The 16,293-nt window shown below is 63.7% G+C and carries 13 protein-coding genes; 12 read left to right on the forward strand and 1 reads right to left on the reverse strand.

The annotated features are described in order from the left end of the window. Positions 1 to 28: 28 nt before the first annotated feature. From ACPPVP_RS16505 to nikE, 7 genes are all read left to right on the forward strand, one after another. A complete protein-coding gene (locus ACPPVP_RS16505) occupies positions 29 to 979 on the forward strand; it encodes an NAD-dependent epimerase/dehydratase family protein (protein ID WP_426536055.1) in 951 nt (316 codons plus the stop codon). A 28-nt stretch (positions 980 to 1,007) separates the two neighbouring features. Next, on the forward strand, positions 1,008 to 1,769 hold the full coding sequence (locus ACPPVP_RS16510) for an SDR family oxidoreductase (protein WP_426536057.1): 762 nt from the start codon (positions 1,008 to 1,010) through the stop codon (positions 1,767 to 1,769). Next, on the forward strand, positions 1,766 to 3,202 hold the full coding sequence (locus ACPPVP_RS16515; protein WP_426536059.1) for an NAD(P)-binding domain-containing protein: 1,437 nt from the start codon (positions 1,766 to 1,768) through the stop codon (positions 3,200 to 3,202). The genes ACPPVP_RS16510 and ACPPVP_RS16515 overlap by 4 nt, the downstream gene beginning before the upstream one ends. 138 nt (positions 3,203 to 3,340) lie before the next feature. Next, entirely contained in the window at positions 3,341 to 4,957 is a 1,617-nt protein-coding gene (locus ACPPVP_RS16520; protein WP_426536061.1) for an ABC transporter substrate-binding protein, read from the forward strand. A gap of 12 nt (positions 4,958 to 4,969) precedes the next feature. Further along, a complete protein-coding gene (locus tag ACPPVP_RS16525; protein ID WP_426536063.1) occupies positions 4,970 to 6,001 on the forward strand; it encodes an ABC transporter permease in 1,032 nt (343 codons plus the stop codon). Next, a complete protein-coding gene (locus ACPPVP_RS16530; RefSeq protein WP_426536065.1) occupies positions 5,998 to 6,846 on the forward strand; it encodes an ABC transporter permease in 849 nt (282 codons plus the stop codon). The genes ACPPVP_RS16525 and ACPPVP_RS16530 overlap by 4 nt, the downstream gene beginning before the upstream one ends. Then, positions 6,843 to 8,510: a nickel ABC transporter ATP-binding protein NikE gene (gene nikE / locus ACPPVP_RS16535; protein WP_426536067.1), complete on the forward strand. Its 1,668-nt coding sequence runs from the start codon at positions 6,843 to 6,845 to the stop codon at positions 8,508 to 8,510. The genes ACPPVP_RS16530 and nikE overlap by 4 nt, the downstream gene beginning before the upstream one ends. A 147-nt stretch (positions 8,511 to 8,657) precedes the next feature. Here the strand turns inward: nikE and ACPPVP_RS16540 are convergent, their stop codons facing one another. After that, the gene (locus ACPPVP_RS16540) at positions 8,658 to 9,101 is read right to left on the reverse strand and encodes a MarR family winged helix-turn-helix transcriptional regulator (RefSeq protein ID WP_426536069.1); all 444 of its coding nucleotides are present in this window, start codon (positions 9,099 to 9,101) and stop codon (positions 8,658 to 8,660) included. Positions 9,102 to 9,317: 216 nt separating this feature from the next. Between ACPPVP_RS16540 and ACPPVP_RS16545 the strand changes: the two genes are divergently transcribed. From ACPPVP_RS16545 to ACPPVP_RS16565, 5 genes are all read left to right on the forward strand, one after another. After that, entirely contained in the window at positions 9,318 to 10,595 is a 1,278-nt protein-coding gene (locus ACPPVP_RS16545; protein WP_426536071.1) for an amidohydrolase/deacetylase family metallohydrolase, read from the forward strand. A 130-nt stretch (positions 10,596 to 10,725) separates the two neighbouring features. Continuing rightward, positions 10,726 to 13,017 carry a xanthine dehydrogenase family protein molybdopterin-binding subunit gene (locus ACPPVP_RS16550; protein WP_426537897.1) on the forward strand — a complete coding sequence of 764 codons (2,292 nt, stop codon included), beginning with the start codon at positions 10,726 to 10,728 and terminating at the stop codon, positions 13,015 to 13,017. Then, positions 13,014 to 13,850, forward strand: coding sequence for an FAD binding domain-containing protein (locus ACPPVP_RS16555; RefSeq protein ID WP_426536073.1), 837 nt, complete (start codon positions 13,014 to 13,016; stop codon positions 13,848 to 13,850). Before ACPPVP_RS16550 ends, ACPPVP_RS16555 begins: the two co-directional genes overlap by 4 nt. After that, entirely contained in the window at positions 13,847 to 15,040 is a 1,194-nt protein-coding gene (locus tag ACPPVP_RS16560; RefSeq protein ID WP_426536075.1) for a xanthine dehydrogenase family Fe-S subunit, read from the forward strand. Before ACPPVP_RS16555 ends, ACPPVP_RS16560 begins: the two co-directional genes overlap by 4 nt. Positions 15,041 to 15,120: 80 nt before the next feature. Continuing rightward, complete coding sequence (locus ACPPVP_RS16565; protein ID WP_426536077.1) at positions 15,121 to 16,275, forward strand: ABC transporter substrate-binding protein; 1,155 nt, start codon at positions 15,121 to 15,123, stop codon at positions 16,273 to 16,275. Positions 16,276 to 16,293 lie beyond the last annotated feature (18 nt).

The following is a 16,293-nucleotide window of genomic DNA, read 5'->3' on the forward strand; positions in this document are numbered from 1 at the left end:
ATCCGTCGCGATGTTTTTGGGTTGAGCGATGAGAATCCTTGTCTTCGGCGGCGCCGGTTTCGTCGGGCTCAATATCGCAGCAGTGCTGCTGGCGCGCGGTCATGCGGTGACATTGTTCGACCGGGCGGGCTTGCCGCCTGACGCAAGGAAGGATTTTGCTTCTCATGGCGATCGGCTGACGGCCATTCAGGGCGATGTCAGGGATAGTCGAGCCGTGGAAGTCGTGATCGCCGCCGGTCACGATGCCATCATCCTGGGGGCCGCAATCACCGCCGGACCGTCGCGTGAGGCGAGCGACCCCGAAACTATTTTGGGTGTAAATCTGTTGGCTCAGGCACCGATCCTGATGGCGGCACAGCGCCTTGGCGTCAAGCGCATCATCAATCTGTCGTCCGCGGCAGCTTACGGCGCGAGTGCATTCCGGAATGCGCTGCTCGATGAAGAAACGCCCTGCGATCCGGCTTCGCTCTATGCCATCACCAAATTCGCGTCCGAGAAGGTCGCTGCGCGACTGGCCGGTCTCTGGCAATGCGAGATCATCAGCGTGCGGCTGAGCGCCGTGTTCGGGCCCTGGGAGCGGAGCAACGACGTGCGCGACACGCCGAGCCCGCAGGCGCAGATTCTGGCAGCGATGCAGGAGGGGTACCAGGCCGTTCTGTCGCGCCCGGGCGTCAGGGACTGGATCTATGCGGTGGATGTCGCGGAAGCCGCGACATTGCTGATCGAGGCCGCCAGGCCGCAGCATCAGCTCTATAACATTTCAGGCGGCGCGGAATGGTCGGCGCTGCAATGGGGCCAGGAGCTAGCCGCGTTGCACCCGGGTTTTGTTTGTCGGCTGACGGATGCCGGTGAGGTGGCAACGGTCGACCTGCATAGTTCGGCTGACCGGGCACCGCTGTCGGTCGCGCGCATGGCCGAGGAATTCGGCTGGCGCGCGCGGTTCGGCTGCACGGAATCTGCTGCCGATCTGAGCCGTTAGTGGACCGGGCATCGAGGGGGAACCTGACATGAGACTGGAAGGACGGGTCGCGATCGTGACCGGCGCCGGCTCCGGCATCGGCCGGGCCAGCGCGGTGCTTTTCGCGAATGAAGGCGCCTTTGTTGCGCTGGTCGATCGCGATCGTGCGGGCTTGCAGGAGACGCTGGCGGAAATCGAGGACTTCAAGGGCGAAGCATCGCTCCATGTCGGGGATGTCAGCGAGGCCGATTTCGCGAAAGCGACCGTGGGCGACGTCATGGCGCGGCGCGGGCGGCTGGATGTGCTGATGGCTGCCGCGGGCTTTTCCTGCGGCGGTACGGTACTGACCACCGATCCCGCCGATTGGGACGCGGTGTTCCGCACCAATGTCGGCGGCACCTGGCTTTGGTCGCGCGCGGCGGTGCCGGAGATGCAGCGGCAGGGCCGCGGCTCGATCATCACGCTGGCATCGCAGCTGGCAATCGCCGGCGGCAAGGGCAATAGCGCTTACATCGCCGCGAAGGGGGCCATCGTCAGCCTGACCCGGACGATGGCGCTCGACTTCGCAACCGATGGTATCCGCGTCAATGCGATCGCGCCGGGCGCCATCGACACACCGATGCTGCGGCGTAGCTTTGCCCGTCACGCCGACCCCGAGCCGGTGCGCGAAGCGTCACGGAACCGCCATGCCATGAAACGGTTCGGCAAAGCGGAGGAGGTGGCCGGAGCCGCGCTCCATCTGGCCAGCGATGCGTCCTCCTTTACGACCGGCACCGTGATGGTGGTCGATGGCGGTTGGCTCGTGGCATGAACAACGTCCTTGCCGCGCTCGAAGCCCAGGTTCGCGCCGATCTCGCCAAGACCGCGCATCCGAATGCTGCGTGGCTTACATCCAGACTCGGGCCGGACAACAGACCGGCGCTGGACGTGCTCGTGGTGGGCGCCGGGCAGTCGGGTCTTGCGACGGCGTTCGGGCTGATGCGGTCGCAAGTGAGCAACATTCTCGTGCTCGACAAATCCGAAGAGGGACAGGAAGGGCCGTGGCTCACCTATGCCCGCATGCATACGCTGCGCAGTCCGAAGCATTTCACCGGGCCCGATCTCGATATTCCGAGCCTGACCTACCAGTCCTGGCACGAGGCGCGCTTCGGCGAGGAGGACTGGCGGAATCTCGACCTGATTTCACGTGAGCTTTGGGCCGAATATCTGCTCTGGTTCAGGCGCGTCGTGGACCTGCCGGTGCGCAATGGCTGTGAGGTCGTCGACATCTCGCCTGCGGCAGGTGGATTGCTCGCGGCCAAGGTACAGACCGCTGATGGCGTCGACACGGTCTTTTCGCGCAAGATTGTGCTGGCGACGGGGCAGGAAGGCATGGGCGACTGGACCATTCCGGAGCCGCTGCGTCGTCTGCCGCTTTCATTGTGCGTGCACGCGGCGCAGCCGATCGACTTCGCGTCCTTGCGCGGCAAACGCGTTGCGGTGATCGGCGCCGGCGCCTCGGCCTTCGACAATGCCGCGACGGCGCTGGAGGCGGGCGCGGCGGAAGTGGACCTGTTTTGCCGCAGGGCGGAGATCCAGGTGGTCCAGCCCTATCGCTGGCTCACCTTCCGCGGCTTCCTTCGGCATCTTTGCGATCTGGACGATGCCTGGCGCTGGCGCTTCATGCGCGCCGTTCTGGAGATGCGGGAAGGCTTTCCGCAGGCGACCTACGATCGCTGTGCTCGTCATCCCAATTTTCATCTGCAAGAAGGCGCGCCGGTCGACGCCGCCAGGGAGACGGCTGGCGGCGTCGAATTGCAGACGCCGAGGGGCGCGTTCGCAGCCGACTTCGTGATTTGCGGCACCGGGATCGACATGAATTTTGTTGGCCGCCCCGAACTGCGAAACTGCGCTGCCAACATCGCAACCTGGGCCGACCGCTATCAGCCGCCGCCGGACGAATGCAGCCCGCGGCTTGGGCGTTTTCCCTATCTCGGTGATGACTACGCGCTGATGGAGCGCATCACCGGCGAAACACCCTGGATTGCGGACGTTCATGTGTTCGCGATTGCTGCCACCATGAGCTTCGGCGCTTCGGGCTCATCAATCAATGCGATGACAACGGCCGTGCCGAAACTCGTGCATGGGTTGACGCGCGGCTTGTTTCGCGCGGACGTCGAGCGCCATTGGGCTTCGTTCAAGGCATATGATGTGCCGCAGGCGGTCGTCGCGCGGCAAATGCCGGCCACAGGCGAGAACCGGTGAACGGTTTTCGATGTTGCCGGGAAGCTTGACTCATACCTACTATGCTTGTGTCTCCGACGGGTCCGGTTGGCATACCCCTTGCTTTAAGTTGATGTTCTCATTCACAAAATAAACGCGGCAAAACAGGGAATAAGTCCGATGAGCGTTACAGGATCCAGGCGTCTGCTTTCGGTGGTTGCCTTTATCGGGGCTTCACTGGCTGCCGGATCGGTGCAGGCGCAAACGCGCGCCGAAACGTTGCGCTACGTGACCGGCGCATCGGTCAATACGCTCGATCCGAATATTCCGGGCTCGACCCGCGAAGCTTTTGCGGTGAGCCTGAGCACCTACGACCGGCTGGTTTCCTTCGGCCGCAAGCAACTCAACGGCAAATGGGTGTTTGATCTCGGGAAGATCACGGGGGAGCTGGCTGAAACCTACGAGGTCAGCCCGGACGGGTTGAAGATGACATTTCACCTGCGCAAGGACGCCAAGTTCCAGGACGGCTCGCCGGTCACGGCGGAAGACGTCAAATGGTCGCTTGACCGGGTCGTCACGGCGCCGGTTCTCGGCAAGGCACAGCTCCTCACGGGCTCCATGACATCGGCCGACCAGTTCAAGGTGATTGATCCCCTGACCATCGAGGTGACGCTGCCGAAGCCGGACAAGCTTGCGCTTCCCAATCTCGCCACCGTCTATCCGATCATCTTCAATTCCAAGGTCGCCAAGGAACATGCGACGGCAGACGATCCCTGGGCATTGGCATGGTTGAAGGAGAACACGGCCGGCAGCGGTGCCTACAAAATCGAGACCTTCAAGCCCGGCGAGCAGGTCATCATGAGCCGCAACGCGGCGTGGAATCGCGGCACCGAGGACAAGTCGGCGTTCTTCAAGCGCGTCATCGTGCAGTCGGTGCCGGAGCCGGCGACACGCGCCAATCTGGTCGAGCGGGGTGATGCTGATCTCGTCATCGATCTGCAGGCGAGCGACGTGCAGTCGCTCGAGGCCAAGGCCAAGCTGAAGGTGATTTCGACGCCGCAATACAACGCCGTCACCTTCATTTCGATGAACAACCAGATTCCGCCGTTCGATAATGTGAACGTACGCCGTGCCGTCGCTTTTGCATTGCCCTACGACGACATGTTCAAGGCGGCGCTGTTCAGCCGCGGCTCGCCGCTGTTCGGCGCGACATGGGCGGATGGCAAACCAACGAGCGGCGCCTATCCGATCCCGCAGCCGGTGAAACTCGACCTCGAGAAGGCCAAGGAATACCTGAAGACGGCAGGCATGCCGGACGGCTTCTCGACCACATTCAGCTTCAATGTCGGCCAGGTTTCTACCGCCGAACCGATGGCCGCCCTGGTGAAGGAGTCACTCGCCAAGATCGGGATCAAGGTCGATATCCAGAAGCTGCCGGACGCCCAGATGTCGACGCAGATCAATGAGAAGAAGCTTCCGTTCTTCACCGAGGGCATCGTCGCCTGGCTGCCGTCGACCGACTACTTCTACCGCAACTTCTACACCGGCAATCAGCGCTGGAACTATTCATCGATCAACAATCCGGAGCTGGTGGAGATCGCGCAGAAAGCCCGTTTCGAGCCTGATGCGGCCAAGTATGAGGATGATGGCTTGAAGCTCAACGCCATCCATTTCAATGAGCTGCCGCAGATACCGCTCTGGCAGCCGAGCCAGGACGCCGTGATGGCAACCTCGGTGGAAGGCTACACCTACCAGTTCCACCGCCAGGTCGATTATCGCGATCTCAATCGCAAGTAACAGGTCAGTCTGATGCCCGCCCTTGGAGCAACGGTGATACGGGCGGGCAGGCGCTTCCTGTCCTCGCTGCCGGCGCTCTTTGGCGTGCTCGTCTTCACCTTCCTGCTGATGCGGGTGCTGCCGGGCGATCCGGCGGTGTTCTTCGCTTCGGGACCGAATGCCGGCAAGGAGGAGATCGAGGTCATCCGCAAGCAGATGGGCCTCGACAAGCCGGTGCCGGAACAATTGATGCTGTATCTCTATGATGTCGGCAGCGGCAATCTCGGCCGATCGATGATGACCGGGCAAATGGTCACGAAAGATCTGCGCGAACGGCTGCCGGCCTCGCTCGAACTCACCTTCACGGCACTGCTGATCGCACTGGTGACGGCGGTGCCGCTCGGCGTGCTGGCGGCACTGCGGCCGGGCTCCGTCATCGACCACGGTGTGCGGTTCTTCTGCGCGCTCGGGGTCTGCGTGCCGACCTTCGTGTCAGGCCTGCTGCTGATCTATGTCTTCTACTACCTGCTCGGGCTTGCGCCCGATCCCACCGGCCGGGTCGATATCTTTGCGTCATTACCGCCACGGCAGACCGGCTTTCTGCTGATCGACTTCCTTCTCGCGGGTGATTTCGATGGGTGGTGGGCCGCCTTCCGGCAACTGATCCTGCCGGCGTTGAGCATGGCGTTGTTCGTGGTGGCGCCGCTGGCGCGCATCACGCGGGCCTCAATGCTGGTCTCGCTGGGCAGCGATTTCGTGCGCACCGCGCGTTCCGTGGGCCTTCCCTGGTGGCGGGTGGTCGTCACCTATGCGCTGAGGAATGCCATCCTGCCGGTCATCACCATCGCCGGCATCGTGTTCTCGACCATGCTCGGCGCCAATGTCCTGGTGGAGAAGGTGTTCTCCTGGCCTGGCGTTGCGTCCTACGCGTTGGATGCGCTGCTCTCTTCCGATTATGCGCCGGTGCAGGGATTTGTGCTGCTGATGGCCACCGTGTTTGTCATCGTCAATCTGCTGGTGGATATCCTGTATGGCATTGCCGACCCACGGGTGACCATCGGATGACCGCAGCGACGCTTCGCCATGCCGGCTGGATTCTGCGCGGCAATCCGCTCACTGCCGTGGCCGCCGCCGGCGTCTTCCTGCTGACGCTGATCGCAATTTTCGGGCCGTGGATTGTGCCTTATGATCCGATCGTCTCGAACGTGTCGCAAGCCCTGATGCCACCGAGCGCGGCGCACATCGCCGGCACCGATCAGCTCGGCCGCGACGTGTTCAGCCGCCTTATCGTCGCGGCGCGGCTCGATCTTGCCATCGCCATATCGGCGGTCGGAATCTCCTTTGCCATCGGCGCCGTGATCGGCGCGATCTGCGGCTATACCGGTGGCCGGCTCGATCGCGGCGTCGGCCGTTTCGTCGACGTCGTGATGGCCTTTCCGCTGTTCGTGCTGGCGATGGCGATGGTCGCGGCACTCGGCAACCGGGTCGAGAACATTGTCATCGCGACCGCCATCATCAATCTGCCGTTCTACATCCGCTTTGCGCGGGCGGAGGTGAATGTCCGCCGCAATGTCGGCTGGGTCGAGGCGGCGCGCGCCTGCGGCGACAGCCACCTTTCGGTCGTGCTGCGCTTCCTGCTGCCGAATGTGCTGCCGGCGATGGCGGTGCAGATGTCGCTCAATCTCGGCTGGGCGATCCTCAACGCCGCCGGCCTTTCCTTTATCGGCCTCGGTGTCAAACCGCCGACGCCGGAATGGGGCATCATGGTTGCTGAGGGCGCGCGCTTCATTTCCACCGGCAAATGGTGGCTAGTCGCCTTTCCAGGCCTGGCGCTGATGCTGACGGTGCTTTGCTTCAACCTGCTCGGCGACGGCGTGCGCGACATTCTCGATCCCCGCATGCGAACATGACCAAATCGCTGCTGGCACTGAACGACCTGCACGTCACCTTCTCGACGCGGCGTGGCCTTGTCGAGGCGGTGCGTGGCGTGACGCTGTCGCTCGGCGAGGGCGAGATGCTCGGCCTCGTCGGTGAGAGCGGCTCGGGCAAGTCCGTCACCGGCTTTGCGGTCACGCGGCTGCTCGATGCCGCCGGGCGGATCACGGCGGGCAACATCCGGTTTCGCGGGCAGGACATCACGCGGATATCGGGGAGTGATTTCCGTCATCTGCATGGGGCGGCGATGGCGATGATCTTTCAGAACCCGCGTGCCGCGCTCAATCCGATCCGCGCGGTCGGAGACCAGATCGCCGATGCGATTACGGCCCACAAGCGAATGCCCCGCGACGAAGCGCGCGCGCAGGCGCTGGATCTGTTGCGCGCCGTGCAAATTCGCGATCCCGAAAAGCGGATGGCCGCTTACCCGCACGAACTCTCCGGCGGCATGTGCCAGCGCGTGATGATCGCGATGGCGATTTCCTGCAACCCGGCACTCTTGATCGCCGATGAGCCGACTACCGGCCTCGACGTCACGACGCAAAAGGTCGTGATGGACCTGTTGACCGGGATTGCGGCCGAGCGCGGCATGGCGACGATCCTGATCACCCATGACCTCGGTCTCGCCGCCCGTTACTGTCGCCGTGTCGTAGTGATGGAGCAGGGTCGTCTGGTCGAGGAGGCCGAACCAACGACGCTCTTCCACGCGCCACAGCACCCTTACACCAAACGTCTGGTGGCCGCTTCACCTACGGCGAGTTCGCGGATCGCGGATCTGGTGCCGGAAGAGGAGAGGGGGCGGCAAATTGCGGTGCCCGTCGTGCCCCGGCCGCAGCCGGCGCCGGGTACGCCGCCGCTGCTGGAAGTGCAGAAGCTCGCCAAGCGGTTCGATGAGGGCGCCGCAGCGGTGGCAGACTTTTCCATGACGATCAGCGCCGGCGAGAGCGTCGGCCTGGTCGGCGAATCCGGCTCCGGCAAGAGCACGACGTCGCGCATCATCTGCCGGCTGATCGATCCGAGCGAGGGAGAGATCGCATTCGAGGGACAGTCGATCGGCCACATCCCGGCGCGCGATTTTCACCGGTCGCCGTTTCGCAAGGATATCCAGATCGTCTTTCAGGATCCGAACGACAGCCTCAACCCGCGTTTCACCGCCTTTGACTGCATCGCCCATCCGTTGCTGCGACTTGGCGGCATGCGCCCGGGCGATGCGTTGCGGCAGCGGGTGGAGGAGTGCGCACAGCGCGTCGGACTCGGGATCGAATTGCTGACGCGTTTCCCACATCAGCTTTCAGGCGGCCAGAAGGCCCGTGTCGGCATCGCTCGCGCCATTGCCTGCCGGCCGCGCCTGTTGGTGCTGGATGAGCCAACAGCGGCGCTGGATGTCTCGGTGCAGGCGGTGGTGCTGCAACTGCTCGACCGGTTGCGGCGCGAAGATGATCTGGCCTTCCTCTTTGTGAGCCACGACCTCAACGTCGTTCGCATGATGTGCGATCGAACCATCGTGCTGCAAAACGGCCGTATCGTCGAACAGGGCGAGAGCCGGGCGATGTTCGACAATCCGAAAACCGCTTACACACGCGAACTGGTCGATGCGGTGCCGCATATCGAGCCGCAACTGGCGGCGTTCGCGACCTGATATCGTTGACGGGCACGACGGCAAGCAGTCGCTTTTACTCGATCGGTTGCAGTGATGTTCCGCGGCGTTCGCTGCAATGCACGGGCCTGCGCATGATTACAAATTATGCAGACCGAGTTAAAAAGGCGGCAGAGCGCGCTGCGCTGCTCAATCAAATAGGGCAGTAGCGCTGTCGCGATTGGAGTGCGCCGCGACAATTCGCTGCATCATGGCGACGAATGCGGCCTGCTCCTTTTCGCTTAGATTATCGAGCGTGGCGCGGTGCGCGGCGCGTGCCGAGGCCTCGATTTTCGCCAGAAGTGCTGCTCCCGCCGGCGTCAATTTACAGAGCCGCGCGCGGCGGTCCGCGTCATCAACGGCCCTCTCGACAAAGTTGCGAGCGGCCAGCCGCTTGAGCGCACCGGTCGTCGTCGTCCTGTCCAGCGCGATATCGGCCGCCAACGTGGTCTGATCGGCGGTTTTCCGCACCGCAAGCGCCGAAAGCAGGCTGTATTGCAGCGGCGTTACCTCGAATTCCCCGCACGCGTCCTGGAATAGCGCGACGTGAATCTGATGCAGCCGCCGGATCAGAAAGCCCGGTCGTTCTGACAACGGCCACGGTCGATGTCTGGTCTCGCCAGGACGCTTTTTTGCCTTCCGCAACCCACTCTCCCAGCCTCGGAACATCAGCGCGAATAGCTCGATTCGATCGGCTTCGCCACGGCTGGATCATGGCATGAAGTTTGCTCTTGTAAAATACGAAGTATGCTTCGTATTCTGATGTCGAGGGCGGGGTAACGCCGCCGGCGAAGACAGGGGAGATTGTTCATGTCGATCAGCGCCACCTTCGACCAGCTTCTGCGCGGCGGCCGCGTGATCTGCCCGGCCTCCGGCATCGACGGCATCCGGGACGTCGCCATCCGCAATGGCAAGATCGCGGCGGTGCAGAGCGACATTTTGCCGACCAGCGCCAGGGAGGTGATCGATGTGACCGGCAAGCTGGTATTGCCGGGCCTCATCGATACCCACGCGCATGTCTATCAGTATGTCACTGGCCGCTTCGGCATGAATGCCGACATGGTGGGCGTGCAGTCCGGTGTGACGACGTTGGTCGATCAGGGCGGTCCGTCCTGCATGACATTGCCCGGCTTCCGGCACTTCGTCGCCGAGCCATCGAAGTCGCGCGTCTACGCATTCCTGTCGGCTTACCTGGTGGGCGGGCTGGAGGGGCATTACTATCCGCAGCTCTATAGTCCTGAAGGTGTCGATATCGACGCCACGGTGAAGGCGGCGACCGCCAATCTCGACATCGTTCGCGGCATCAAGGCCCATGCCGAGATCGGCGGTTTCGCGCGCTGGGGCATTCGCGTCATCGAAATGGCCGCCGAGATCGGACGCCGCGCCGATCTGCCGGTGTATGTGCATTTCGGCCAGCTCTGGGGCCTGCCCGAAAGTGGCACCAACGGCGAAGACGTCGATACGATCCTGGAGCGCGTGATCCCTCTGCTGCGGGAGGGCGACGTGCTGGCGCATCCGTTCACGCGCCACCCCGGAGGTTTTGTCAATCGCGAGGGCGAAGTGCATCCGGTGATTCAGGCGGCGCTCGATCGTGGCCTGAAGGTAGACGTCGGTCACGGCAGCCATTTCTCCTATCGTCTCGCCAAGAAGGCGCTCGCTGCCGGCATCGTTCCCACCACGCTCGGCGCGGATATTCACGGCTACAACACCCACGTGCCTGCGCCTGCCGGCACGCCGGACCAGCACGAGGACGATGAGAACCACCCGTTCGCGGGGCAGGCAAAATTCAGCCTGGTGCAGGCGATGAGTTCGATGATGGCGCTCGGGCTCACGCTGGAACAGGTCGTGCCGATGGTCACGTCCAACCCGGCCAAGATGCTCGGCAGAGCCGACGAAATCGGCGCGCTCAAAGTGGGCATGGAGGCCGACGTCTCCGTGATCGGAGAACGAACCGGGCGATTTGTCCTTCGCGACAACGAGAACAATGAAGTCATCGCCGAGCGTCTGCTGCAGCCGGCGTTCTGTCTGCGCGCCGGTGCGCGATATGACGCGGTGGCACCAATTTTGCCGCAGGCTGTTGCGGCGTAGGGAGGTCAGCGTCAGTTCGATCGGGGAGAACGTCACCGTGCGCAATGAGCGCGAGTTTCCTTCCGCAGGCGGGCCGGGCGCCGGACAAGGCGTTGGCGCGCGGCTGCCGCGAAAGGAAGACGATCGGCTGATGCGGGGCCGTGGCCAGTTCGTGGCCGACATCCGCCTCGCCGGGCTGCAGGACGTTGCGTTTGTGCGCAGCCCTTTGGCGCATGCGCTGATCCGCGGCATCCATGTGCCGGAGCGCTATCGCGGCAGCGTTTTCACCGCGGCGGATCTCGACGGCGTCAATCCGATCCGCGCAGTTTCAGGATTGCCGGGATTCAAGATTTCCGAGGAACCGGTGCTTGCCACCGGCAAGGTGCGCCAGGTCGGCGAACTTGTCGCCATGTGCGTGGCGCCGACTCGTGCCGAGGCCGAGGACATTGCAGCGGCCGTGACGCTCGATCTCGAAGAGCTTCCCGCGGTCTATGACATGCTAAAGGCCCGCGAGCCGGGTTCGGCGCTGGTGCACGAGCATTGGGGCGACAACGTCTTTCTCGAAACCAATTTCGAGGTCGACATCTCCAGAGCGTTCGATGCGCCGATCAAGGTGTCGCGCGAGATATCGACCGCACGGCAGTGCATGTCGCCGCTCGAGGGGCGCGGCGTGGTCGCGACCTTCGATCACCGCCTCGACCAGCTCACGCTCCATTCCTCGGCCCAGATGCCGCACATCACGCGCAGCGGGCTTGCCGAGTGCCTCGGCATGGAGCAAGGCCGAATCCGTATCGTCTCCCCCGACGTCGGCGGCGGCTTCGGGCACAAGGGCATCCTGCTGCCGGAGGAAGTCTGTCTTTCCTGGCTGACGATGCGCCGCGGCCATCCTGTGCGCTGGACCGAAGATCGCCGCGAGCATCTCACCGCCAGCTCAAACTGCCGCGAACATCACTACAAGATCACCGTCTATGCCGATCGCGACGGCCGGCTGCGGGGCATCGACTGCGAAGCGACTGTCGATTCCGGCGCTTACTCGTCCTATCCGTTCTCGGCGTGCCTTGAGGCGGCACAGGTCGCCAGCATCCTGCCGGGGCCCTATTTGATGCCGGCCTATCGTTGCCGGACGTTTTCGGTCGCCACCAACAAGTGTCCGATCCTGCCTTATCGCGGTGTGGCCCGCACCGGCGTCTGTTTTGCACTTGAACTGATGCTCGACCTGGTCGCGGCGGAAGCCGGACTGGAGCCGGGCGAGGTGCGCCTGCGCAATCTGGTGCGGCCGGAGCAGATGCCGTTCGATAACATCACCAACAAGCACTTCGACAGCGGTGATTATCCCGAGGCGATGCGACGGGCGCTTGCGTCCATCGACGTCAAAGGCGTACGCGCACGTCAGCGCAACCGCGAGGCGGACGGGCGCCGGATTGGCGTCGGCGTCTCGATCTATTGTGAGCAGGCCGCGCATGGCACGTCGGTCTATTCCGGCTGGGGCATTCCGATGGTGCCCGGTCACGAACAGGCGTCCGCCCGGCTGACGCCGGATGGCGGCCTCGAACTCAGGGTCGGGGTGCATTCGCATGGGCAGGGCATGGAGACGACGCTGGCCCAAGTTGCCCATGAGATGTTGGGCGTCGATGTCGCCAAGGTGCGTATCATCCTCGGCGATACCGCGATGACGCCGTATTCGACCGGCACCTGGGGATCGCGTTCGATGGTGATGGCGGGCGGCGCGGTCGCAACCGCTTGCCGAGAACTGGGTGAGCGCGCCAGACGCATCGGCGCCAAACTTTTGCAGCACGATCCGGCTGCGGTGGTACTGCAGAACGCCGAGGTTCGCGGCGTCAACGGCAGCGTCACCTTGCAGGAAATCGCCCACACCTGGTACCGCCGGCCGCAGGATCTGCCGGCCGACGTCGATCCGGGCGGGCTCGAGGTAACGTCCGGCTACAAACCACAGCGCGATTCCGGAACTTTTAGCTATGCTGCCCATGCCGCGGTCGTTGCGGTCGATGCGGATCTCGGTGAGGTCGAGATCCTCGACTACGTCATCGTCGAAGACGGCGGCGTTCTCGTCAATCCGATGGTGGTGGACGGCCAGATCTATGGCGGCCTCGCCCAGGGCATCGGCACCGCGCTATACGAGGAGATGCCGTTCGACGCGTCCGGCCAGCCGCTGGCGACGACGCTCGCCGACTATCTGCTGCCTGGGCCCACCGAGGTGCCTGCGCCGCGTCTCGATCACATGGAGACGCCGTCGCCTTACACCCAGTTTGGCGTGAAGGGCATTGGCGAGGGCGGCGCGATCGCGCCGCCGGCAGCGATCGCCAACGCCGTCAACGACGCGCTTCGGCCGCTCGGCGTGGAGCTGATGCAGTCGCCGATCACGCCTTATCGCGTCGTCGAGGCCGTTCTGGCCGCACGCGACGCAGAAAGGCCGGCGGCATGAAACCGGCGCCTTTCGGCTACGAACGTCCACGCGATCTGCAGGCGGCGCTTGCCGTGCTCGGCGAGGCCAAAACATCCGCCAAGATCATTGCCGGCGGGCAGTCGCTTGGACCGATGCTCAACCTGCGGCTGGTGGAGCCGCAGTTGATCGTCGACATCAGCGGGCTTGCCGAGCTCAAGCAGGTCGAGCGTCGCGGCGACGAACTCGTGCTCGGGGCCTGCGTCACCCATGCCGACATCGAGGATGGTCGCATTCCTGACGTCACGCGCGGCGCCATGCAGGAGGTGGCCACCAACATCGCCTACCGCGCCGTACGCAATCGCGGCACGGTTGGCGGATCCCTCAGCCACGCCGATCCCGCGGCAGACTGGGTATCCGCGCTGTCGGCGCTGGGTGCGAAATTGACGCTGCGAAGCCGCGCGGGTGTGCGCATGGTGGCGATGGAGGATTTCATCGTCGGTGCACTCGAATCTGTGCTGCGTGATGGCGAGATCGTCGAGGCCATTCACGTCCCGGCGATGCCGGCCTCGGCGCATTGGGGTTACGCCAAGAGTTGCCGTAAGACCGGCGAATTCGCCCATGCGATCGGCGCCATCCTGATCGATCCAAGCGCTGCAACCGCCCGTGTCGTGATCGGTGCGATCGATGCCGCGCCGATCGTCATCACCAATGCTGCAGAGCTGTTCGGCGGACGCATTGCCGGCGACTACAAGGATCGTTTTGACGCGCGCGTGGCTGACGTCCTGCTGGCAAAGGCGGGCGTCTCGAACGCGGCGCATCGCCATATTCATGTGAGTGTGCTCAAGCGTGCGGTGCGTGAGGCCGACGCATGAACATGATCGCACTCACCGTAAACCAGCGCGCGGTGCAGGCCGTGGCCGAGCCGCGCACCAACCTCGCGGATTTCGTCCGTGAAAAACTCGACCTGACCGGTACGCATCTCGGCTGTGAACACGGCGTCTGCGGTGCATGCACTGTGCTGCTCGACGGCGTCCCGGCGCGCTCATGCATTACCTATGCGGTGGCTTGCGAAGGGGCTGAGGTCACCACGATCGAAGGCCTCGATGAGGACGGCGTCACGACGGAACTTCGCGCTGCCTTCACCCGCGAGCATGCGCTGCAATGCGGATATTGCACGCCGGGAATGCTAGTCTCCGCGCGTGATCTGGTGCTGCGCCTGCCGCAAGCCAACGAGCGCCTGATCCGCGTCGGATTGAGCGGCAATCTGTGCCGATGCACCGGCTATGTCGGCATCGTGCGGGCGGTCCAGTCCGTGATCGAAGCGCGGCGTGCGCGCGATATCGCGCCGATGCCGGACGGAGGACGAAAGATACTGGGCCCCGTTGGCTCAGGTCGATGCGGCGCGGAACGGATCGAACCCATGCGGTCGGGGAGCGAACCCACGTCGCCCGAGGCGGTCGGTTCGGTCCCTTCTATTCCGGATTTCATCCCGGCAACGGTCCTGGAGCAGCAATTCAGCGTCGCGCATCCGCCTGAGAAGGTATTTGCGATGTTCGACGATGTCGCAGCCGTTGCAGCCTGTCTTCCCGGGGCTTCGTTGACGGCGCCGCCGAAGTCCGAGCGCGTCGAAGGTGCGATCCGGGTCAGGATCGGTCCGATCACCGCGACATTCCAGGGCGCCGCACGCGTCGAGCGAAACCCCGCCGACATGTCCGGCCGCATTGTCGGCATCGGTAACGACCGGCGCAGCCGGTCTTCGACGCAGGGCGAAATCCGCTATCGGCTGGTGCCGATCGAGCAAGGGACGCGCGTCGATCTTTCCATCGGGTACACGCTCACGGGGATGCTGGCGCAGGTCGGAAGGCCGGGGCTGGTGCGCGATCTCGCGGCGCGATTGATCGCAGAGTTTGCCGGCAATCTCGACCGCCGCTTGTCGGGTACGCCGCCGGGTGACGCCACGGCGGCTGAGCTGAACGGAATGGCGCTGGTGTTCGGTCTTTTGCGCGCGCGGGTTGCGGGTTGGATTGGTCGTTTCTCATCCAAGAATGATGGAGCGACGTGATGGATCAAAGTCTCCGCGTGATGCGGAAACGGCGAAGTTTGGACTGCGGATAGATGAACAGCGAGAGATTGGAGAACCACATGATACGGACTTTCAGACTTGTTCCGACGATAGCGCTGGCGGTCGCCTTGCTGGGTGGTGCCGCCAACGCTCAAACCATCAAGATCGGCGTCAACGAGCCCCTGACGGGTGCGTTCGCCGCATCCGGCACCTACGTCGTCAATGGCGCCAAGATCGCGGCCGATGAGATCAACGCAAAGGGCGGCATTCTCGGCAAGAAGCTCGAACTCGTCATCGAGGACAACAAGAGCAATCCCACGGAAGCAGCCGCCGTCGCCGAAAAGCTGATCACGAGCGACAAGGTGCCGGTCCTGATGGGGGCGTGGGGCTCAAGCCTGACGCTGGCCGTGATGCCCAAGCTGATGGAATACGAAACGCCGATGGTGGTCGAGACCTCCTCGTCGGGCAAGATCACCACGACCGGAAATCCCTACATCTTCCGCATCTCGCCGCCGTCGGCGATCGAGGCCGCGGCGTTCAAGGGGATCGTCGACAAGCTCGAACTGAAGAAGGTCGATTTCCTCGTCATCAACAATGACTGGGGCCGCGGCACCGCGGAAGATTTCGGCAAGATGATGAAGGAGAAGGGGATCACGGTCGGGGCCGTCGAGACCATGGATCAGGGCGCGCAAGACATGAGCGCGCAGCTTTCCAAGCTGAAGGGCACCGATTCCGAGACCATCATCGTGACGACGGCGGTGGACCAGCTGACGCTGATCTTCAAGCAGGCGGCGGCGTTGGGTCTTAAGAAGCGCATCATCACCACCGGCGGCTCGCAGAATCCGGACCAGATCATCGCGCAGGCCGGTGCCGCCGCCAACGGCACCATGCACCTGACGACCTTCCTGCCCTGGTTCCCCGACAAGACCCCGAACCCGGAGGCGACCAACTACTTTATCGCCGAATGGAAGAAGCGCGGCTTCGAGTTCGCCGGCTGCACCGAGAGTTTTCGTGGCTATGACGGCATCCGTACCGCGGCAGCCGCGATCGAGAAGGCGGGCAAGGCGGAGCCTGCCGCGATCAAGGCGGCGCTGTGGGATATCAACATCAAGGGTCTGAACGGCGACATCGTGTTTCGCAAGTCCGGTCCCGAAGGCAAGGAGAGCGGCCAGAGCCAGCCCAACGTCTATCTGATCGAAATCACCGACGGCAAGATCGGCATGAAGACGCTCTGACGTCACGTTACTGATTGT

This window comes from Bradyrhizobium sp. McL0615 (assembly GCF_049993905.1).
In the GTDB taxonomy this organism is placed as follows: domain Bacteria; phylum Pseudomonadota; class Alphaproteobacteria; order Rhizobiales; family Xanthobacteraceae; genus Bradyrhizobium.

What these genes read in the sequence shown, in the direction of transcription:
- ACPPVP_RS16560 (WP_426536075.1), top strand. Translation starts at nt 13,847, where the DNA reads ATGAACATGATCGCACTCACCGTAAACCAGCGCGCGGTGCAGGCCGTG.
- ACPPVP_RS16545 (WP_426536071.1), top strand. Translation starts at nt 9,318, where the DNA reads ATGTCGATCAGCGCCACCTTCGACCAGCTTCTGCGCGGCGGCCGCGTG.
- ACPPVP_RS16530 (WP_426536065.1), top strand. Translation starts at nt 5,998, where the DNA reads ATGACCGCAGCGACGCTTCGCCATGCCGGCTGGATTCTGCGCGGCAAT.
- ACPPVP_RS16550 (WP_426537897.1), top strand. Translation starts at nt 10,726, where the DNA reads ATGCGGGGCCGTGGCCAGTTCGTGGCCGACATCCGCCTCGCCGGGCTG.
- nikE (WP_426536067.1), top strand. Translation starts at nt 6,843, where the DNA reads ATGACCAAATCGCTGCTGGCACTGAACGACCTGCACGTCACCTTCTCG.
- ACPPVP_RS16525 (WP_426536063.1), top strand. Translation starts at nt 4,970, where the DNA reads ATGCCCGCCCTTGGAGCAACGGTGATACGGGCGGGCAGGCGCTTCCTG.
- ACPPVP_RS16520 (WP_426536061.1), top strand. Translation starts at nt 3,341, where the DNA reads ATGAGCGTTACAGGATCCAGGCGTCTGCTTTCGGTGGTTGCCTTTATC.
- ACPPVP_RS16555 (WP_426536073.1), top strand. Translation starts at nt 13,014, where the DNA reads ATGAAACCGGCGCCTTTCGGCTACGAACGTCCACGCGATCTGCAGGCG.
- ACPPVP_RS16565 (WP_426536077.1), top strand. Translation starts at nt 15,121, where the DNA reads ATGATACGGACTTTCAGACTTGTTCCGACGATAGCGCTGGCGGTCGCC.
- ACPPVP_RS16505 (WP_426536055.1), top strand. Translation starts at nt 29, where the DNA reads ATGAGAATCCTTGTCTTCGGCGGCGCCGGTTTCGTCGGGCTCAATATC.
- ACPPVP_RS16510 (WP_426536057.1), top strand. Translation starts at nt 1,008, where the DNA reads ATGAGACTGGAAGGACGGGTCGCGATCGTGACCGGCGCCGGCTCCGGC.
- ACPPVP_RS16515 (WP_426536059.1), top strand. Translation starts at nt 1,766, where the DNA reads ATGAACAACGTCCTTGCCGCGCTCGAAGCCCAGGTTCGCGCCGATCTC.